Genomic DNA, 19,144 nt, shown 5'->3' on the forward strand with positions numbered 1-19,144 from the left:
GACATAAGTCCTGACAATCCACTCTTTCGCCCTTGCCCGCCCGACATGGCTGGATAGGATGCGCGCCGGCCGACCGCGATTATTGGACCGGGAGAGAATTTCATGATGCCATCGGCACGCTTTGCCGACCTCGAAGGTGCTTCGGTGCTGATCACCGGCGGCGGCTCCGGCATTGGCGCTGCCTTGACAGAAGGCTTTGTCGGCCAGGGGGCAAAGGTCGCCTTCATCGATATTGCCGACCGTCCGAGTGTGGCGCTGGCCGATCGGTTAGAGAAGGAGCTGGGCCGGCGGCCGCTCTATCTCAAGACCGACATACGCGACATTGAGGCGTTGCGGCTATCGGCGGCTAAAGCCGCCGAGGCGCATGGCGACGTGACCGTGCTGGTCAACAATGCCGCGCAGGATGACCGTCATGCCGTCGAAGATGTCACGGTGGAGTTCTGGGACAACAACCATGCCATCAACCTGCGCCCGCATTTCTTCAGCGCACAGGCGGTGGCGCCGGGCATGAAGCGGGCCGGCGGCGGATCGATCATCAATTTCACCTCGACCTCGTTTCTCATCAACCATCCCGACATGCCGGCCTATACCGCCGCCAAGGCCGGCATCGTCGGCCTCACCAAGGGTCTTGCCGGCAAGCTCGGCGTCGACGGCATTCGCGTCAACGCGATCGCGCCCGGCTGGGTGATCACCGAGCGGCAGAGAAAGCTCTGGGTCACCGAAGAAGCGCTCGCCGCTCATGTCGCCAAACAGTGCATCAAAGAGGTGATGCAGCCGGAAGACATTGTCGGCACTGTGCTGTTCCTGGCGTCGGATGCCTCACGCATGCTGACCGCGCAGATGCTGATCGTCGATGGGGGGTTCCTGTGATCTCATCGAGCAAGGCAGCTTCCGTCGCGGCCGTCGACTGGGGCACCACCCGTATGAGGGTCTGGCTGCTCGATGGCGCCGGCAAGGTTCTCGCCGAGCGGCGCGGCGATGACGGGCTGATCACCGCCCAGGCTAAAGGATTTTCGTCCATTCTCGAAGGGCATCTGGCTGCCTTGGGCGCAGCCGAGGCGCTGCCGGTCATCATTTGCGGCATGGCCGGTTCGCGCCAGGGCTGGCTGGAGGCGCCATATGTCAGCGTTCCGGCGCCGATCGGCGCCATTCTCGCCGGCGCTGCCCGCATCCCCGGCCAGCGCCGCGACATCCGCATCGTGCCTGGCCTTGCCCAACGCCTCGTTGACGCACCCGACGTCATGCGCGGCGAGGAGACGCAGCTTACCGGCGCCGGTTTGCCGGCAAAGGGACGCCATCTCGTCTGCATGCCTGGCACCCATTCGAAATGGGTGCTGGTCGAGGACGGCTCTGTTGCCGGTTTCGGCACCTGGCCGACCGGCGAGCTGTTTTCGGTGCTGGCCGCGCACTCGATCCTGCGCCATTCGCTGGGCGAGCCGCCGAAGCCGGTTGCCGCCGAAAATCCATTTTTCCGGGAGTGGTGCCTGAAGGCGTTGGCCGAAGGCGGTGACATCGGTTCAAGACTGTTCTCGATCCGCGCCGCCAGCCTGCTGCAGAATCTGAAGCCCGAGGATGCCGCCGCGTGCCTGTCCGGCCTGCTGATCGGCGGCGAGATCGCTTCGGCAAATCGCCGTTATGGGGCGAGTGCCGTGCCCGTCGTGCTGATCGCGTCGGGCGCACTCGGCAAGCTCTATGCCGACGCGCTCGGCCTTGCCGGGCTCGCGGTCAGGGTGGTCGACGCCGACGAGGCGGTGCGTGCCGGTCTTGCCGAAGCCGCGCGCGAAAATGGCATGATCGCCGGAAATGGAGTTGCCGCATGACCGAAACCGCACCTTTTCCAAAGCTCGAGCGGGGTCTGGTCGCCATCCTGCGTGGCCTCAAGCCAAGCGAGGCGGTGGCGATCGGCCAGGCGATCTTCGGCGCCGGTATCGAAGCGATCGAGGTGCCGCTCAACTCTCCCGATCCTTACGCCTCCATCGCCAGCATTGTCGGAGCGCTTCCTCCAACAGCCTTGGTCGGTGCCGGCACGGTGCTCAGCGCCGCCGATGTCGACGGCCTGCACAAGGCCGGCGGGCGGCTGCTGGTCAGCCCCAATATCGATGCCGAGGTCATGGGCCGGGCCATGCACTACGGCATGGTGACGATGCCCGGCGTGTTCACGCCGACCGAGGCATTTCAAGCAATCCGGCTCGGCGCCTCGGCATTGAAATTCTTCCCGGCGAGCGTGCTTGGCGCGGCAGGCATTTCGGCGATGCGCGCGGTGCTGCCGGCCAGTGTGCTGGTCGGCGCGGTCGGCGGCGTTTCAGATAAGGATTTTGCCGGCTACAAGGCAGCCGGCGTCAGCGTCTTCGGTCTTGGCTCCAGCCTGTTCAAGCCGGGCATGAGCGTCGACGAAGTGGCAGCGCGAGCGAAAGCCGCAGTTCAGGCCTGGGACGCGGCGTTTGGAGTGGCATGATGAGCGAGACCATCGTTTCGGTTTTTTCCGACCATGTCTGCCAACTCGGAGAGGGACCAAGCTATGACCCTGCCACCGACACGCTCTACTGGTTCGACATCGTCAATGGCCAGCTCCTGGAAAAGCTCCTGTCCGGCAGTGCGGTCAAAATCCACGAGCTCGGTCAGATGGCCAGCGCCATCTGCATCATCGACGACCAACGCCAGCTGATCGCCACCGAGACCGGTCTGCATGTCCGCGACGTTGCGACCGGCAAGCTGACGCTGCACACGCCGATCGAGGCCGACAATACGGTCACCCGCTCGAACGATTCACGCGTTCACCCTTGCGGCGCCCTCTGGGTCGGCACCATGGGCAAGGGCGAGGAGAAGGCCGCCGGTTCGATCTACTGGTTCTTCAAAGGCGAGCTGCGCCGGCTCTATGCCGACGTCACGGTACCCAATTCGATCTGCTTTTCCGAGGATGGGACGATCGCCTATTACACCGACACCAGCACCGGGCTGTTGATGCGCGTCGGCTGCGATCCGGCGACCGGCCTGCCGGTTGGCGAACCGAAGGTCTTCGTCGACCACCGTTCGGCCAAGGGCTATATCGATGGTTCGGTGCTCGACCGCGACGGCATATTGTGGAACGCCTGCTGGGGCGGCAGCGTCGTCGAAGCCTATGGACCCGACGGCAAGCTTATCCGTTCGGTGGCGATGCCGGCGACGCAACCGTCCTGTCCAGCTTTCGTCGGCAGGAACGCCGACCGGCTGGCGGTCACCTCCGCCTGGTCGGGCAAGAGCGAGAAGCAGCGCCTGCTCGACCCGCAAGCCGGCATGACATTCATGCTCGACATTCCAGTCAATGGTCGCTTCGAGCCACGCGTGCTGATTGGCTAGACCATGATCCCGAAAAGTGGGAACCGGTTTTCGGAAAAGATCATGGTCAAACAGGAAGATGGCGCCGTTGCTGTCGTGCAGGCGTCCGGCTGACGTCGGTTCCGCGACAGCCGAATGCATTCGCCGTGCGATGCTAGAACGGTTCATCGTTTCGCGGGAACGCCGAAACGCTCTATCTCTTTGTTTTGACGCAATTCCGGACGGAAACCGTTTCACACTTTTCCTGGAATTGCTTTAGGCAATCGTGCTGCCGGGAAATCGTTTCGATCATGTCAAGCCGCGAGCCGAAGCTGATCCTTGTCTACGAGCCGGAAAAGGCCTGCTTCGATCGGCTGGTCGCCGATAACCACGTGCCGGAGCGTGCCGCCGAAATCGCCTCCTATCTGGCGCAATCGACCGACATCGCTGCTGAATTCGACGCACTTGCCGCCGCTTGCCAGAAGCGCGGCCTGTCGTTTGCGCCGGTGGCGCTCGACGACGCCGCAAGCGTTCTCGCCGGCGAGGACCCGAAGACCACGCTGGTCTGGACGCTGACCGACGGCGTCGCCTATTTCCGCGGCGGCGCCGCACCGGCTCTGGCACGGCTGAATGGCCTCAAGACGATCGGCGCCGACGATGCGCTGTTCGCGCTCTGTCAGGACAAGTTCCGGTCCGGCGCCGTGCTCGGCGCGCTTGGCCTGCCGGTGCCGCAGGCGGGCCTTGCCCGTGACGGCGCCTGGCTGGTCGCGCCACCGGCCTCGCCCGCCGGCTGGTTCGTCAAGCCGAACCGGCTCGGCGCCAAGATCGGCATCTGGCCGGATTCGCACTGCCACGATCTCGGCCACGCGCTGGCGCTTAGCCGGCGCGTCTTCGCCGCCTATCGCGACGATGTCATCGTCCAGCCCTATGTCGCCGGCCGCAACGCGCGCGCCAGTTTTCTCGGATTGAGGCCGGATACCGGCGTCGAGGCGCTGGGCATCGCCTTTGTCGATTCGGGCGGCGATTTCCAGACCATGCAGGACAGCCTGGCGCTTTACGGCGATGCCGGCGCAGCGGCGAAAGCTGCGGGAAAATATACCGAGCCGGTGCTGCTGCCGGTCGCCGGCAGCCAGCCTGAAGCCGACGCAAGAATCCGTCGCATCGCCGAACGCCTGATGGTCGGGCTTGGCCTGCGGGATGTGTTTTCCATCGATTTCCGGGTCGAAGCCGACGACAGCGTCCACCTCATCGAGTTCGAGGTCTGCCCCGGCCTGCCCTGCTTCGATTTCCGCGATTACTGTCGCCAGCAATGGGGCTTGAGCCTCGCCGACGCGATGGCGGAGGCAGCGGCGAACCGGCTTCTCGCCTAAATCCCCTCGACCAGCACGATTTCACCGTCGGCCACCTTCTGGCGGATCGCGACGGCGCGCTGGTATTCGGGCGAGTGGTAGCAGTCATGCGCCGCCGCAAGCGACGGAAACTCGATGATCACGTTGCGGTCGCGGCCCGGCCCCTCGGCCTTCTCATGCGCGCCGCCGCGCGCCAGGAACTTGGCGCCGAAGCGGTCGAAGGCCGGTTTGGCAGCTGCGACATAGTCCTTGTAGCCTTCCGCATCGCGCACGTCGACGCGAGCGATCCAGTATCCCTTGGGCATGGTATTTCTCCTGGTTTTTGGCCGTGCGCGGACCGATTTTGAAAGTCGCTCCGGTGAGATGGCTGGGGGTGTTTTCGAGAACCGGAGCGGAGCGCACTTAAAGTACATGAGCACCGGAAGCGGAGAAAACGCCGTCAGACGGCCGCCGGAGCCAGTTTCGGAATTGGTCCTCAGGCCGAGCGCATTTCATCGAGGATCGCTTCCGCTGCCGCCCGCCTGTCGGCCGCACCGACGATCGGCCGGCCGACGACGAGGTGGCTGGAGCCGTTGCGGATCGCCTGCGCCGGCGTCACCACCCGCTTCTGGTCGCCATGGTCGCTGCCCTTCGGCCGGATTCCCGGCGTCACGACCGCCAGGTCGGGGCCGACGATGCGGCGCACCGCCTCGGCTTCCTCGGCCGAGCAGACGATGCCGCCCATGCCGGCATGCAGCGCCTGCTCGGAGCGCCTCAGCACCAGTGTATGCGGATCATACTCATAGCCGGCGTCGATCACGTCCTGCTCGTCCATCGAGGTCAGCACGGTGACCCCGAGCAGGCAAAGGTCGCTGCCCCTGGCAGCCTCGACCGCCGCCTTCATCGTCTTCGGATAGGCATGGATGGTCAGCATGCTCATGCCCATCCTGGCGATGTTGTCGACCCCCTTGGCAACGGTGTTATCGATGTCGAGGAGCTTCATGTCGAGAAAGATCCTGGTGCCGCCGCTGGCCAGCTCGCGGGCGAAGTCGAGCCCGCCGGCAAAGGCGAGCTGGTAACCGATCTTGTAGAAGGAGACGATCCCATCGAGCTCGCGCACCGCTTTCTCGGCTTCCTTCAGCGTCGGCAGGTCGAGGCCGACGATCAATCTTTCCTGCATCGTGTCGGCATGCGCGGCGTCCGGGATCATGCCTCGATCCGCGTCGACAGCATGCGCGAGGTTTCGATCAGCGTTCGGCATAGGTGCTCCATCGATTGGCGTAGTCTCTCGTCCCGGAACTTGCCCTCGTCGTCGAAGGCGTTGCCGCCCTCCGGCACCGAGCATTCCGGTGTCACCACCTCCATCCGGCAGCGTACCAGAACGGCGCGCAGATGGTTGATGCAGCGTATCCCGCCGAAGGGTCCGTTGGAAGACGAGCAGAGGCCGGCGACCTTGCCGGCAAGCGGCCTGAACGTCCGGCCGCCATCCTTGCGCAGCTGGCTCACCCAGTCGATGCTGTTCTTGAGCAACGGTGGAATGGAGCCGTTATATTCGGGCGTCGCGATCAGCAGCCCGTCATGGGCGGCGATCATCCGGCCGAGCTTGAAAGCATTGTCGGGAATGCCTTCTTCCTTTTCCAAATCCTGGTCGAGGATCGGCAGCGGATAGTCGGCGAGCGAGATGCGGGTCACCTCGGCGCCCTGCATGGCAAGTTCCTTCTGTGCCACGTCGGCGGTCCTGCCGCTATAGGCGCCGCTGCGCACCGAACCGGCGACGACGAGAATTTTCGGGATCACAGCCATGGGTCTGCCTTGCCACCCGATGGGTATAAGACAAGTGCTATTCAAACCCAACGCTTCAATTCATGCGGCCCCGCGTCGGTAGATCCAAAGCTGCGTCGGCGGAATGTTGCGGATGACGAAATGGAAATGCTCGACCGTATAGTCGCCGCGGCCCGGCGGGATCGGCGACAGCGGCCCGTAAGTCAGCTGCACGATCGGCCGGCCCGCCGGGATACGGTCGAGCAGGCTCTCGACATAGGCGATGCGCTGGGCGACAGGGAAATTGAGCAGCGGCACGCCCGATATCACGGAATCGAAGATCAGGTCGCGCTTGTCGCCAAGCGTCGCGTCGAGATTGAAGGCGTCGCCCTCGATGACGTTGACGCCTGGATAAAGCTGGCGCAGATGGCGCACGAAATCAGTGGAATATTCGACCGCGTAGAGATTCTCAGGCTTAATGCCCTGGGCGAGGATGGCGCGTGTGATGACGCCTGTACCGGGCCCGACCTCGAGCACCGGCAGGCCGGATGTCGGATCGACGATCGAGGCCATCTTGCCTGCGGTGATGGAACTGGTCGGGACGATCGAACCGACCGCCTTCGGCTTGTCGATCCAGCCCTTGAAGAACTTCAGCTCGTCGTCAAACTTTTCCGCCAGCGTCTTTCGCAGTCCGGGACTACGCGTCATTGAAAGTCCTCCTCAACGCTCCCTCGCATGCTACTTAACAGTTACGAGGTGCAAGACAAGGCGAATCCCCGGATAAGGTGTTGATGACGCTCGGGAAGCGTTTTCCAGGGATCAGCTTCAGTGCTCGCCGAACGTTTCGAAAAAGTCTTTCATGCGGGCGAAAAATCCGCTCGACTGAGGCGAATTGTCCTTTGAGGAAAGCTGCTCGAATTCCTCCAGCAATTCGCGCTGACGGCGCGAAAGGTTCTGCGGCGTCTCAACCACGGTCTGGATGTAGAGGTCGCCGATATTAGGCTGGCGCAGCACAGGCATGCCCTTGCCCTTGAGGCGGAACTGGCGACCGTTCTGGGTGCCTTCCGGCACCTTCACCTTCGTCTGGGTACCGTCCAGTGTCGTCACCTCGAACGAGCCGCCAAGCGCTGCTGTCGTCATCGAGATCGGCACCTTGCAATAAAGATCGGCCCCGTCGCGCTGGAAGAATTCGTGCGGCTTGACCGCGAGGAAGATGTAGAGATCGCCCGACGGGCCGCCGCGCAGGCCAGCCTCGCCCTCATTGGCCAGCCGGATGCGGGTGCCATCCTCGATGCCGGCAGGGATGTTTACCGACAGCGAGCGCTCCTCGGTGACACGGCCTTGGCCGGCGCATTTCGGGCACGGATCCTTGATGGTCTGGCCGCGCCCCTGGCATTGCGGGCAGGTGCGCTCGATCGAGAAGAAGCCTTGCGTGGCGCGCACCTTGCCGTGGCCGTTGCACATCGAGCAGGTGACGGGCTGGGTGCCAGGCTTGGCGCCGCTGCCCGAGCATTCCGAGCAGGAAATCGAGGCTGGCACCCGAATCTGCGCGGTCTTGCCGGAAAATGCCTCTTCCAGCGTAATTTCCATATTGTAGCGCAGGTCGGCGCCGCGCTCGCGTCCGCCGGACGAGCGGCGCTGGCGCCCGCCCATCATGTCGCCGAAAATGTCTTCGAAAATGTCGGCGAAGCCGCCGGCGCCAAAGCCTTGCGCCCCGCCATTCATACCGCCGTGCTCGAAGGCGGCGTGGCCGAAGCGATCATAGGCGGCGCGCTTCTGCGGGTCCTTCAGTGTCTCGTAGGCTTCGTTGATTTCCTTGAACTTGTGCTCGCAGGCATGGTCGCCTGGGTTGCGGTCGGGATGGAACTGCATGGCGAGCTTGCGAAAAGCGCTCTTGAGCTCCTTCTCGTCGGCGCCCTTTTGCACGCCTAGCGTTTCGTAAAAATCAGCTTTCATGTTTTCCCGCAGTCCGGATAGTCAACGTCTTGAAGCATCGTTGCGTCGTTTGCCGGCACGCTGTTCCGATTTAGGTGTGATGGAGCCGCGATGCCAGTGTCTACGAGGCTTTGTCCGCATTTTTTCGGGCAGCTCAGCGTTTTTCCGGCAAAGGGTTGCAAAAAAGCCCGGCTGTGCGCCGGGCTTTTTCCCTTACCTGTACCGTCAGGCGGTTCAGGCCGACTTCTTCTTCTCGTCGTCTTCGTCGATTTCCTCGAAGTCGGCATCGACGACGTCACTGTCCTTGGCGGCATCAGCCTTGGCGTCGGCCTCGGCGGCTTCCTTCTGCGAAGCCTCGTACATGGCCTGGCCGAGCTTCATCGAGACTTCGGCGAGCGTCTGCGTCTTGGCCTCGATCTCGGTCACATCGTCGCCTTCGGCAGCGGTCTTCAGCGCCGCGATCGCATCGGCGATCGCCGTGCGGTCGGCCTCGGAAACCTTCTCGCCGTATTCCTTCAGAGATTTCTCCGAGGAATGCACCAGCGCCTCGGCCTGGTTGCGGGCCTCGACCAGCGCGCGCCGCTTCTTGTCGGCTTCGGCATTGGCCTCGGCGTCCTTGACCATCTTCTCGATGTCGGCGTCCGAAAGGCCGCCGGACGCCTGGATGCGGATCTGGTGCTCCTTGCCGGTGCCCTTGTCCTTGGCCGAGACGTTGACGATGCCGTTGGCGTCGATGTCGAAGGTGACCTCGATCTGCGGCACGCCGCGCGGCGCAGGTGGGATGCCGACCAGATCGAACTGGCCGAGCGCCTTGTTGTCGGCGGCCATTTCACGCTCGCCCTGGAAGACGCGGATGGTCACCGCCGACTGCGAATCCTCGGCCGTGGAGAACACCTGGCTCTTCTTTGTCGGAATCGTCGTGTTGCGTTCGATCAGCCGCGTGAACACGCCGCCCAGCGTCTCGATGCCGAGCGACAACGGCGTCACGTCGAGCAGCAGCACGTCCTTGACGTCGCCCTGCAGCACGCCGGCCTGGATAGCGGCGCCCAACGCGACGACCTCATCCGGGTTGACGCCCTTGTGCGGCTCCTTGCCGAAGAACTGCTTCACGATCTCCTGGATCTTGGGCATACGGGTCATGCCGCCGACCAGGACGACTTCGTCGATTTCGCCGGCCTTCAGGCCGGCATCCTTGAGCGCCGCCTTGCAAGGATCGATCGTGCGCTGGACGAGATCCTCGACCAGGCTCTCGAACTTCGCCCGCGTCAGCTTCAGCGTCAGGTGCTTGGGGCCGGTGGCATCGGCGGTGATGAAGGGCAGGTTGATCTCGGTCTGCGTGGTGGACGACAGCTCGATCTTGGCCTTTTCAGCCGCTTCCTTGAGGCGCTGAAGGGCGAGCTTGTCGTTCCGCAGGTCGATGCCCTGTTCCTTCTTGAACTCGGCCGCCAGATATTCGACCAGACGCATGTCGAAATCCTCGCCGCCGAGGAAGGTGTCGCCATTGGTCGACTTCACCTCGAACACGCCGTCGCCGATTTCGAGCACCGAAATATCGAACGTGCCGCCGCCAAGGTCATAGACGGCAATCGTCTTGCCTTCCTTCTTGTCCAGTCCATAGGCAAGCGCTGCCGCCGTTGGCTCGTTGATGATGCGCAGCACTTCGAGGCCGGCGATCTTGCCGGCATCCTTGGTCGCCTGGCGCTGGGCGTCATTGAAATAGGCCGGAACGGTGATGACCGCCTTCTCGACCTTCTCGCCGAGATAGGCCTCCGCCGTTTCCTTCATCTTCTGCAGGATCATCGCCGAGATCTGGCTAGGCGACTGCTTCTTGCCGCCGGCCTCGACCCAGGCGTCGCCATTGTCGCCCTTGACGATCTTGTAGGGGACAAGCTTCTTGTCCTTCTCCGTCACCGGATCGTCGTAGCGGCGGCCGATCAGGCGCTTGACCGCGAAAATGGTGTTCTCAGGATTGGTGACCGCCTGGCGCTTGGCCGGCTGGCCGACAAGGCGCTCGCCGTCGCTGTTGATGGCGACGATGGAAGGAGTCGTGCGCGCGCCTTCCGCATTCTCGATGACCTTGGATTCCTTGCCGTCCATGATGGCCACACAGGAGTTGGTTGTTCCCAGATCGATACCGATTACTTTTGCCATTTCTCTAATCTCTCCGCTAAGCAGGCTCTCAGGACCCGTACAGGCGTTCCGACGAAAGCCCCTGTTCACAAGAAATTCCGCTCCGGCAACCGGCATTCGGCGCTGGACGGCTTGGCGCGTATATAAGAACAGGCTGCGTGGCGCGCAAGCATTCTGCGCAAGGCGTTCACCATTCATCGCGGTTGATCGGATTCGGGACCGGCACGCCCGTATTTTCCGGCCGTGATCCAGCCCGGCCCGGCCCGGCCCATGAACCTTTCCGCCTCACCTCGCGACTGACGCTCAGGTGCCGCGTGGTGCGGCCCCGGAAAGGAAAGCCCCATGACCACAGATCCAGAGGCTCCATGGTCTCCGGGAACAGCAGGAGCTCAGCGCGACTATCGCCTTCGGGACCGGGTCGATGCGCTGGGCTTTTCGCTGGTTCCGTTGACCCTGCGCGGACGCAGGCGTATCGTGACGTTGAGGAAAGCAGACAATTCGATCAGGGATGAACGTGCCGGAACGCCGCGCCTTGCCCTGATTTGCGCGCCGGGACCGGATGTTTCTCCCATGACCTGTGGGGGGAGATCCATGTCTTGCGACCACGGCGCGTTCGTGCGCTCTCGTGCCGGCCGTTTGCGCCGCGCCATCCAGGCTGCCACCGGATTGTCGATCTTGGCGCTCGCCACTGGGCTCTGGCTCGGTGGCTCGGCCCAGGCTCAGGAAACCCGGATCATCTATCCCGGCTCGATGGCAATGACCGGATTCTCCGGCACCATCATTCCCAATTTCGAGGAAGGCCTGCCGCCGGGCGTCGATCCCGTCGACGAAACCTTCATCGACACGGCGCGCGCGACCTTGCGCATCTTCGACGTCTCAAGGCTGGGCGGGCCGGCGTCTGGCCAATTGGTCTTCACCCCGCCACCGTTCGAGGTCACGGCCGGGCAAATCGGCCAGGTGTTCGGCATCACCTACGACGACGGCGTGCGCGACGGCGTTCCATCGGCCATTCCAAACCTCTATGCCGGCGCCACGTCGCTGCACGGCATCCGCATAGTCACGCCAGACGGCGACGCCGACGGCCGGCCGGAGCGGCAGCGCCGCGGCACGGCTGACGCGGTCTTCATGGACGGCCAGTTCGGCACCGAAAACGGCGGCGGCCCCGGAACGATCTGGAAAATCGACGGCATCACCGGCGCCGTCTCGAAATTCGCCGATATCGACGCCAATAGCGGTCCCGGCATCGGCGACGTCACTTTCGACAATATCCACCGCCAGTTCTTCGCCAGCGATCTCGACACCGGCCTCATCCACCGCATCGACGCCAATGGCGCGCTGCTCGACGCGTTCGACCACGGTATAGCCGGCCGCCCGGCGCACGGGCTTGCCGCCCTTGCCGACGACGGCTCGGTGATTGACATCCAGGGTGCTGCCTTCGACAGCGAGGACCCCGACAGCTGGGGCTACACGCAGGACGAGCGCCGCGTCTGGTCGGTCGCCTATCGTGGCAGCCGGCTCTACTATTCGGTCGGTGATAAGGCGGAGATCTGGTCGGTGGGCGTTGCCGGCGACGGCAGTTTCGCCGGCGACCCGCGCTGGGAACTGACGGTCAAGGCCGACAAGGATTACGCGGTCACCGACATCGCCTTCGACAACGAGGGCTTCATGTACCTGGCCCAGCGCGGCCCGGTGGAGAACCGCTACGACTACAGCCAGTTCGCCGATTCCGGCAAGGGTGAGGTCATCCGCTATTGGCGCGAAAATCCGGACGATCCGGCGACGGAATCGGCCTGGGTGGAAGTGCCGCAGGAATATGCGGTCGGCTTCCCGCAAGACAACCGACAGTCAGCCGGCGGCCTCGACCTGCAATATGGCTACGATGCCGAAGGCAATCTCGATACCGGCGTCTGCACCGACACGCTGGTCGATACCGGCGACAAGTTACGCGACAACCCGGAGCTTGCCGAACAACTCGCAGCCGGCGGGCCGCTCGCCGTGCACGGCGTGCAAATCACGCCGACGGCACTGGCCAAGCCGGCCAACATGCCGCCTTTCGGCTCGTGGTTCGTCGACTTCGACAATTATTTCGAAGACCCGGAAGTCGAAGGCCATGTCGGCGACGTCGAGGTCTGGCGCCCCTGCGAAGGCCGTGCCGGCTATTACGAGCAGGTGCCTGGCGGCTATCTGCCACCGTTCTATCCGCCGGACTTTCCGCCCCCCGGCAATCTGCCTCCTTGCCTCGATGTCGAGGATGTCAGGTATTTCTGCACGCCCTCCGGCCTCGAGGCCGATCTCTATCTCCATGACCATGCCGGCTTTGGCGGCGATTCGATCAGGGCTCTGTCCAGGACCCCTGGCGTTGGGGTGACTTCACCTCTGTCGCATGCGCCCGGCGCGCCATACACGATCGGCATCACCGGCCATTACCCTGGCGATACGGTCGATGTCGGGCTCTGCTTCTACAGGCAGTCCGATACCGACAAGGGTGGCTACTACCCTTGCTGCAAGATGACCTTGCCGCTCAGAACCCCAGCCGTCAGCTGCGAACCGTGAGGAGGGGAAGATGAGCAATCTCGCATTTTTCCCGCCTGCGACAAGCAGCCAATCAACCGGCAAACAATCATTCGTCATGGAGACCATCATGAAACCCCTGTCACTCGCCAGGCGCGGCGTGCGCTGGCTGATGGCGGCCGGTATCGCGGTCGCCATGCTGAGTCCGCTGCAAGGCTTCGCTGAAGACCTTGCTCCGGCCAAGACCAAGCCTGCCGATGCGGTCACTGTCATTCCCGATACCAGGCTCGATTTCGACAATCCTCGCACCGTCAATCCGGAGCCGGGCCGGATCGTGCCCTTGTTCACCAAGAAAGGCACCCAGAGAGGCTGCGACTATGTCGTATACTCGCTGAGCTTTGGCTTGCGCGGCAATCCGCAGGGTCTTGCCAGCCCCGGCCTCGCCGCCGTGCTGAAAAAGGTCAGGCTCGATTTCAGGGACCAGCTCCCGCACGGCCTGCGCATCGTCGGCGTGCATGTGACCGGCGACGGCACCGATGCGTCCGGCGGACCGCTGCCCGGTGCTGTGATCAGCAGTTCGGCTGGCCCGGACGATACCGCGACGGTGTCCGATTTCCGGATTTCCGCCAGCGATCTCGACGGCATCGGCGCTGCGAACGAGCGCGTCATCACGTTCCAGATCACCGCCAAGATCGACCATGCGGCGTTTCCGTCGCCGACGATCGTTCACAACCAGGGCGTGGTCAAGGTGAGCCGCGAACGCGGCGCCGGCATCGAAATCCCGTCGCAGGACCCGGGCAAGCCGGACGACGGCAATTATCTCACGGGTGCAAAGACGTCGATCAAGATCGACGTCAGCAGGTGCAACCCGCCGCCTCCACCTCCCGGCAAGGAATGCTTCAAGGTGGAGCGCGGCACGGTCGATTGCGTGCCCGGCGGCGGCGCCTTCATCTACCACATGCCGGTCGGCCCAGAGATGGCTGGCAAATGGGTGCAGCTTTCGACGACGACACCCGGCATCACCATCATTCCCGACACGCAATTGGTGCCGGCCGGCGGCGGTGTGCTCAATTGGAAGATCGTCGGCGCTTCACCCGGCGACGTCATCCACATCATCGTCACCGGTATCGAAACCTATGCCGGCCCGAGGGAGGGCTGGGGCCTGTGCTGCACGCAGACCATCGATATCGTCATCCCGCGTGATCAGCGCTGCCCGCCGAAGGACAAGGAACCGGATCTGAAAGTCGAAAAGCGCGCCGACGTGCAACGTTGCACGATCGGCGGCGGCTGCGACTTCACCATCAGGGTCACCAATGTCGGCGATGCACCCTACCACGGCAAGATCGTGCTCGACGAAGTCACCCTGCCGGCCGGCTCCACCCTCGATTCAGGGCCGAACCCGCCTTGGGTCTGCGCGCCTGGAACCACCCCGATGATTTGCACTCATCCGGTGACCACGCTCAATCCGGGTGCCTCTGTCGACCTCAAGCTCGGCTTCAAGCCGGCCGCAGGCTGGCGAGGCAGCGTCTTGCGCAACTGCGCCACTTACAATTATGCCAGCGGCAAGCCGCTTTTCGGCAGCCAGCAAGACGATCGCGGCTGTGCTTCGATCCCGGTCTGCCGGCGTGGCGATCGTGACCGCGACTGCCGGCCGCCGGTGGAGAAGAAGGTCGACCTGATCCTGAAGAAGCGCGCCCGCACCGAATTCTGTTCGGCCGATGGCGTCTGCACCTTCGTGGTCGACATAATCAACAATGGCAGCGTCCCCTATAATGGGCCGCTGACGGTCGTCGATACCTATCCGGGCGGCGCGCCGGCATCCTCGACCTTCGGCCCGACGCCGCCATGGACATGCGGACCGAACGGTCCCGGCAAGTTCCGCTGCGACAATGCCGGCATCGTGCTGTTGCCTGGCGCCTCGACGCCGATCTTCGTCAGGGCGGTGATGCTGGCCAACTACCGGCCCGACCGTGTCGAGAACTGCGCCGAGGTGAAGGCTATTCCCGGTGAGAACGACATCACCAACAACAGGGCGTGCGCCAAGGAACGCATCCATCATCCGAATGGCGGCCAGCCGGCCCTGCGCATCACCAAGGTGTGCAATGGTTCGCTGGCCGGTGCTGCGGTCGTTTCCTGCCGCATTACCGTCATCAGCCTCGGCACCACTGCCCCGACCGGTCCGGTACGGGTCAACGATGCCGCGACGCTGATAGCCAGCGGAGCGCCGGTCCAGATCCAGACCGTCACCCCAGACGGCGCGGAATGGACTTGCGGACCGGTTCCGGCCAACACACTGTCCTGCCAGATTCCCGGCGCCGTCATGACGCCTGGAACCAGCCGCCATTTCGACGTGACGGTTGCCGCGAACGGCGAATTCGAGAACTGCGCACGCGGCTCCTACGGCCCGGCTCCGGGAGACGACATCGTCTATCCGATCGGCCAGGCCTGCGCCAAGGGCGGCGGCGCCTCGACCATCCGCGTCGAGAAGACCGGTGATGCCGAGTGCAAGCCCGGCCAGCCCTGCTCGTTCGAGATCACCATCACGAACGATGGCGCGAGCGCCTTCTCCGGCCCGGTTCGCATCGGCGATGCGATCGGCGTCGAAGGCCTCGGCCGGCTGGAGGGCGTTGCGATCACCTCGATCGATCCGCCCTTCGGCTGCTCGCCGGAGCCGGCAATCTTGCCTGTGTCCTGCATCGCTCAACTGACGCTCGGCGCCGGGGAAAGCCACGTTCACAACGTGACCGTGGTGCTTCCCGACGACGGTCGCCTGGCAAATCTGCAGGGCACTGTCAATGGTCAGAACTGCGTCGGCGTGCTCTCTCCCGACACGCCGGTGCAAGGCGGCGGCGACGTGTTGTCCCGCGGCGCGGCCAACGTGCAGGGCGATCACGGCAAGGCCTATGCCTGTCATCCCTTCACCATCAGGAATGAGGTGAAGAAGGAATGCTCGGCAGGCTTCGTCATGAACGACGCCGGCAACTGCGTCTGCCCGCCCGGCACGACCTTCCGCAACGGCCAATGCTCGTCCGGCGGCGGCACGGTCATCGTGCCGAAGCCAAAACCTTGCGTTCTGCTCAAAGGCCAGATCCGTACCGAAGACGGACGCTGCGTCTGCCCGCACGGAACCGAACTGGAGAACGGCGCTTGCGTGGGGAAAGAGCCGAAGCCCGAGCAGTGCACCATCCGTGGCCAGATCCACGACGCTGCCGGCGATTGCGTCTGCCCGCGGGGCACGGAAGTCAGGGGTAGTGCCTGCCGGCCAATCCAGCCGAAGCCGGAGCAGTGCACCATCCGCGGTCAGATCCACGACGCCGGTGGCGATTGCGTCTGCCCGCGGGGTACGGAAGTCAGGGGCAATGCCTGCCGGCCAATCCAGCCGAAGCCGGAGCAGTGCACCATCCGCGGGCAGATCCACGACGCCAACGGCGATTGCGTCTGCCCGCGGGGTACGGAAGTGCAAGGCAATGCCTGCAGGCGCAAGAAGCCTGTTGTGGTGGAGTGCCCGATACCCGGTCAGATCCACAACAAGCGTGGCGTTTGCGTCTGCCCGCGTGGGACAGAGCTGCGCGACGGCGCCTGCCGCAAACCGCGGCTGGAGTGCGCACCGGGCGCGCGGCCGATTAATGGCCAGTGCCAGCCGATCCGCAAACCGAGCCTGCTGCTGAATCCAGATGTTCTTCAGCAGCTGCCAAGGCGCAAGCCGCAGCTCGAGCAATAGGATCGCGCGCGAACTTCAAACGGGTGATCATTCGATCAAGAAAACCCCGCCGGAGCGATCCGGCGGGGTTTTTCTTTGGCTGGCAGATGAAAGAGCAGCGAAAACCTGAAGCCGTGGCATCAGCGGAAGGACAAACCGGCTTCCACTTTCCGGACTCGACTCATGGTCTAGGCAGGCGATACAGAGGGTCCGTAAACCGAGGCGTTCGGGAAGACCGCGTCATGAGCAAAAAAACCCTGATCGCGCCATCGGTGCTGGCTTCCGATTTCTCGAAGCTCGGCGACGAGGTCGAGGCGGTGGCGGCCGCCGGCGCCGACTGGATCCATCTCGACGTCATGGACGGGCATTTCGTCCCCAACATCACCTTCGGGCCGCCGGTGATCAAGGCGATCCGCAACCGCACCAAGGCCTTCTTCGACTGCCATCTGATGATCGCCCCCGCCGACCCCTATCTGGCCGCCTTCGCCGAGGCCGGCTGCGACGGCATCACGGTGCACGCCGAAGCCGGGCCGCATCTCGACCGCTCGCTGCAGACGATCAAAAACCTTGGCAAGAAGGCCGGCGTGTCGCTCAACCCCGCGACACCGGAGACGATGATCGAATACGTGCTCGACCGGCTCGATCTTATCCTGATCATGACGGTCAATCCGGGCTTCGGCGGCCAGGCCTTCATTCCGGCGATCGTAGACAAGGTGAAGCGGGTGAAGGCGCTGATCGGTGACAGGCCGATCCGGATCGAGATCGACGGCGGCATTTCGCCGGAAACTGCGCCCCTGGTCACCGCCGCCGGCGCCAGCGTGCTGGTCGCCGGTGCGGCCATTTTCAAGGGCGGCAGCGTCGCAGCCTATCGGGCAAACATCGAGGCAATCAGGGCAGCGGCGGACAAGGCGGCCGGCTGACCGCCGCCGTTCGGCCGGAGACAGCCGCTCGGGGGGACTTTTGAGCAACCATCTGTTCGATGCTTTCCGTGCCCGGATGCCCACGCCCGGACGCCTTTTGATGGAGGCAGAGGACGGGCGCTCGATCAGCTATGGCGAAATGCTGGCGCGCTCCGCTCAACTGGCACATGTGCTGTCGCAGCTGGGCGTCGAAGCCGGCGACCGCGTCGCCGTTCAGGTCGAGAAGAGCCCGGAGGCCATTTTCCTCTATCTCGCCTGTCTGCGTGCCGGCGCGATCTTCCTGCCGCTCAACACCGCCTATACGCTGACCGAGCTCGAGTATTTCTTCAGGGATGCCGAGCCGCGACTGATCGTCTGCGACCCGGCGCGAGTGACCGAGATCGGCGCTTTGGCGCAGGACTCGGGCGCTGCGGTCGCGACACTCGGCAGCAAGGGCGAGGGTTCGTTGACCGATCGGGCCTCTGAGGCGGCCGTGGACTTCCACGACGTGGCGCGCGGACCGGACGACCTTGCTGCGATCCTCTACACCTCCGGCACCACCGGCCGTTCGAAAGGCGCCATGCTCAGCCACGAAAACCTCGCCTCGAATGCGCGGGTGCTGGTCGACCTCTGGCGCTTCACTGCCGCAGACGTGCTGATTCACGCGCTGCCGGTTTTCCACACGCATGGCCTTTTCGTCGCCACCAATGTCGTCCTGATGGCCGGTGCCTCGATGCTGTTCGAAACCAAATTCGACCCGGCCCGCATCGTCTCGCTGCTGCCGCGCGCCACCGTGCTGATGGGCGTGCCGACATTCTACGTCCGCCTGCTGCAGCAGGACGGTTTGAACCGGCAAGCGGCGAAAAACATCCGCCTGTTCATTTCCGGCTCGGCGCCGCTGTTGGCCGAGACGCACAGAGCCTGGCGAGAGCGCACCGGCCACGCCATCCTCGAGCGCTACGGCATGACCGAGACCAACATGAACACGTCGAACCCTTATGATGGCGAGCGGCGTGCCGGCACGGTCGGGTTTCCCGTGACCGGCGTTTCCCTGCGCATCACCGACCCCGAGAGCGGCGAAACACTTGCCAAGGGCGATGTCGGCATGATCGAGGTGAGGGGTCCCAATGTCTTTTGCGGCTACTGGCGCATGCCGGAAAAGACCAAAGCGGAGTTCCGTGACGACGGTTTCTTCATCACCGGCGATCTCGGGCTGATCGATGCCGACGGCTATGTCCACATCGTCGGCCGCGGCAAGGACCTGATCATTTCCGGCGGCTACAATATCTATCCAAAGGAAGTCGAGAGCGAGATCGACGCGCTGCCTGGCGTCGCCGAAAGCGCTGTCATCGGCGTTGCCCATCCGGATTTCGGCGAAGGCGTCACCGCTGTCGTGGTGAGGGCGCCGGGCTCGACCATCAGCGCCGCAGGGATCGTCGAGGCCATCGCCGGGCGCCTCGCCAGGTACAAGCATCCGAAACGGGTGATCTTCGTCGACGAACTGCCGCGCAACACGATGGGCAAGGTGCAGAAGAACCTGCTGCGCGAAGCCTACAAGGACCTCTATACGTCCAAAGCCGGCTAAC

15 protein-coding genes are annotated in these 19,144 nt (G+C 64.0%); 9 read left to right on the plus strand and 6 right to left on the minus strand.

The genetic code is table 11. The features are described from left to right. Positions 1 to 102: 102 nt before the first annotated feature. The 5 genes from NKI97_RS13550 to NKI97_RS13570 all read left to right on the plus strand — a co-directional run bounded on the left by NKI97_RS13550 (position 103) and on the right by NKI97_RS13570 (position 4,664). Entirely contained in the window at positions 103 to 870 is a 768-nt protein-coding gene (locus NKI97_RS13550; protein WP_352749613.1) for an SDR family NAD(P)-dependent oxidoreductase, read from the plus strand. After that, positions 870 to 1,820, plus strand: a complete 951-nt coding sequence (locus tag NKI97_RS13555) for a 2-dehydro-3-deoxygalactonokinase (protein ID WP_502895044.1) — start codon at positions 870 to 872, stop codon at positions 1,818 to 1,820. The genes NKI97_RS13550 and NKI97_RS13555 overlap by 1 nt, the downstream gene beginning before the upstream one ends. Then, positions 1,817 to 2,455: a 2-dehydro-3-deoxy-6-phosphogalactonate aldolase gene (locus NKI97_RS13560; RefSeq protein WP_023679860.1), complete on the plus strand. Its 639-nt coding sequence runs from the start codon at positions 1,817 to 1,819 to the stop codon at positions 2,453 to 2,455. Before NKI97_RS13555 ends, NKI97_RS13560 begins: the two co-directional genes overlap by 4 nt. After that, positions 2,455 to 3,336, plus strand: a complete 882-nt coding sequence (locus NKI97_RS13565; protein WP_352834658.1) for an SMP-30/gluconolactonase/LRE family protein — start codon at positions 2,455 to 2,457, stop codon at positions 3,334 to 3,336. Before NKI97_RS13560 ends, NKI97_RS13565 begins: the two co-directional genes overlap by 1 nt. 269 nt (positions 3,337 to 3,605) lie before the next feature. Next, complete coding sequence (locus NKI97_RS13570; protein WP_352834633.1) at positions 3,606 to 4,664, plus strand: D-alanine--D-alanine ligase family protein; 1,059 nt, start codon at positions 3,606 to 3,608, stop codon at positions 4,662 to 4,664. Here the strand turns inward: NKI97_RS13570 and NKI97_RS13575 are convergent. The 6 genes from NKI97_RS13575 to dnaK all read right to left on the minus strand — a co-directional run bounded on the left by NKI97_RS13575 (position 4,661) and on the right by dnaK (position 10,469). Continuing rightward, the gene (locus NKI97_RS13575) at positions 4,661 to 4,948 is read right to left on the minus strand and encodes a DUF1330 domain-containing protein (protein ID WP_352539832.1); all 288 of its coding nucleotides are present in this window, start codon (positions 4,946 to 4,948) and stop codon (positions 4,661 to 4,663) included. The genes NKI97_RS13570 and NKI97_RS13575 overlap by 4 nt on opposite strands. A 170-nt stretch (positions 4,949 to 5,118) precedes the next feature. Further along, positions 5,119 to 5,832 carry an orotidine-5'-phosphate decarboxylase gene (gene pyrF / locus NKI97_RS13580; RefSeq protein ID WP_023679855.1) on the minus strand — a complete coding sequence of 238 codons (714 nt, stop codon included), beginning with the start codon at positions 5,830 to 5,832 and terminating at the stop codon, positions 5,119 to 5,121. Then, complete coding sequence (locus tag NKI97_RS13585; protein ID WP_352449616.1) at positions 5,829 to 6,425, minus strand: NADPH-dependent FMN reductase; 597 nt, start codon at positions 6,423 to 6,425, stop codon at positions 5,829 to 5,831. The genes pyrF and NKI97_RS13585 overlap by 4 nt, the downstream gene beginning before the upstream one ends. Before the next feature lie 60 nt (positions 6,426 to 6,485). Then, a complete protein-coding gene (gene pmtA, locus NKI97_RS13590) occupies positions 6,486 to 7,091 on the minus strand; it encodes a phospholipid N-methyltransferase PmtA (protein ID WP_023679853.1) in 606 nt (201 codons plus the stop codon). 117 nt (positions 7,092 to 7,208) lie between these two features. Then, positions 7,209 to 8,339, minus strand: a complete 1,131-nt coding sequence (gene dnaJ / locus NKI97_RS13595; RefSeq protein WP_023679852.1) for a molecular chaperone DnaJ — start codon at positions 8,337 to 8,339, stop codon at positions 7,209 to 7,211. Between the two features lie 213 nt (positions 8,340 to 8,552). Continuing rightward, entirely contained in the window at positions 8,553 to 10,469 is a 1,917-nt protein-coding gene (gene dnaK, locus NKI97_RS13600) for a molecular chaperone DnaK (protein WP_023679851.1), read from the minus strand. A 570-nt stretch (positions 10,470 to 11,039) separates the two neighbouring features. On the opposite strand from dnaK, the gene NKI97_RS13605 reads away from it, so the two are divergent. The 4 genes from NKI97_RS13605 (at position 11,040) to NKI97_RS13620 (ending at position 19,143) form a co-directional block, all read left to right on the plus strand. Then, a complete protein-coding gene (locus tag NKI97_RS13605) occupies positions 11,040 to 13,001 on the plus strand; it encodes a hypothetical protein (RefSeq protein ID WP_352449615.1) in 1,962 nt (653 codons plus the stop codon). A gap of 10 nt (positions 13,002 to 13,011) precedes the next feature. Next, on the plus strand, positions 13,012 to 16,680 hold the full coding sequence (locus tag NKI97_RS13610) for a DUF7929 domain-containing protein (RefSeq protein ID WP_352834635.1): 3,669 nt from the start codon (positions 13,012 to 13,014) through the stop codon (positions 16,678 to 16,680). Between the two features lie 221 nt (positions 16,681 to 16,901). Beyond that, positions 16,902 to 17,579, plus strand: a complete 678-nt coding sequence (rpe, locus tag NKI97_RS13615; RefSeq protein WP_352449613.1) for a ribulose-phosphate 3-epimerase — start codon at positions 16,902 to 16,904, stop codon at positions 17,577 to 17,579. Positions 17,580 to 17,619: 40 nt separating this feature from the next. Beyond that, on the plus strand, positions 17,620 to 19,143 hold the full coding sequence (locus NKI97_RS13620) for a malonate--CoA ligase (protein ID WP_352449612.1): 1,524 nt from the start codon (positions 17,620 to 17,622) through the stop codon (positions 19,141 to 19,143). The last annotated feature ends 1 nt before the right edge of the window (position 19,144 follow it).

The sequence above is a fragment of the Mesorhizobium sp. M0296 genome (assembly GCF_040321675.1).
Classification (GTDB): Bacteria; Pseudomonadota; Alphaproteobacteria; order Rhizobiales; family Rhizobiaceae; genus Mesorhizobium.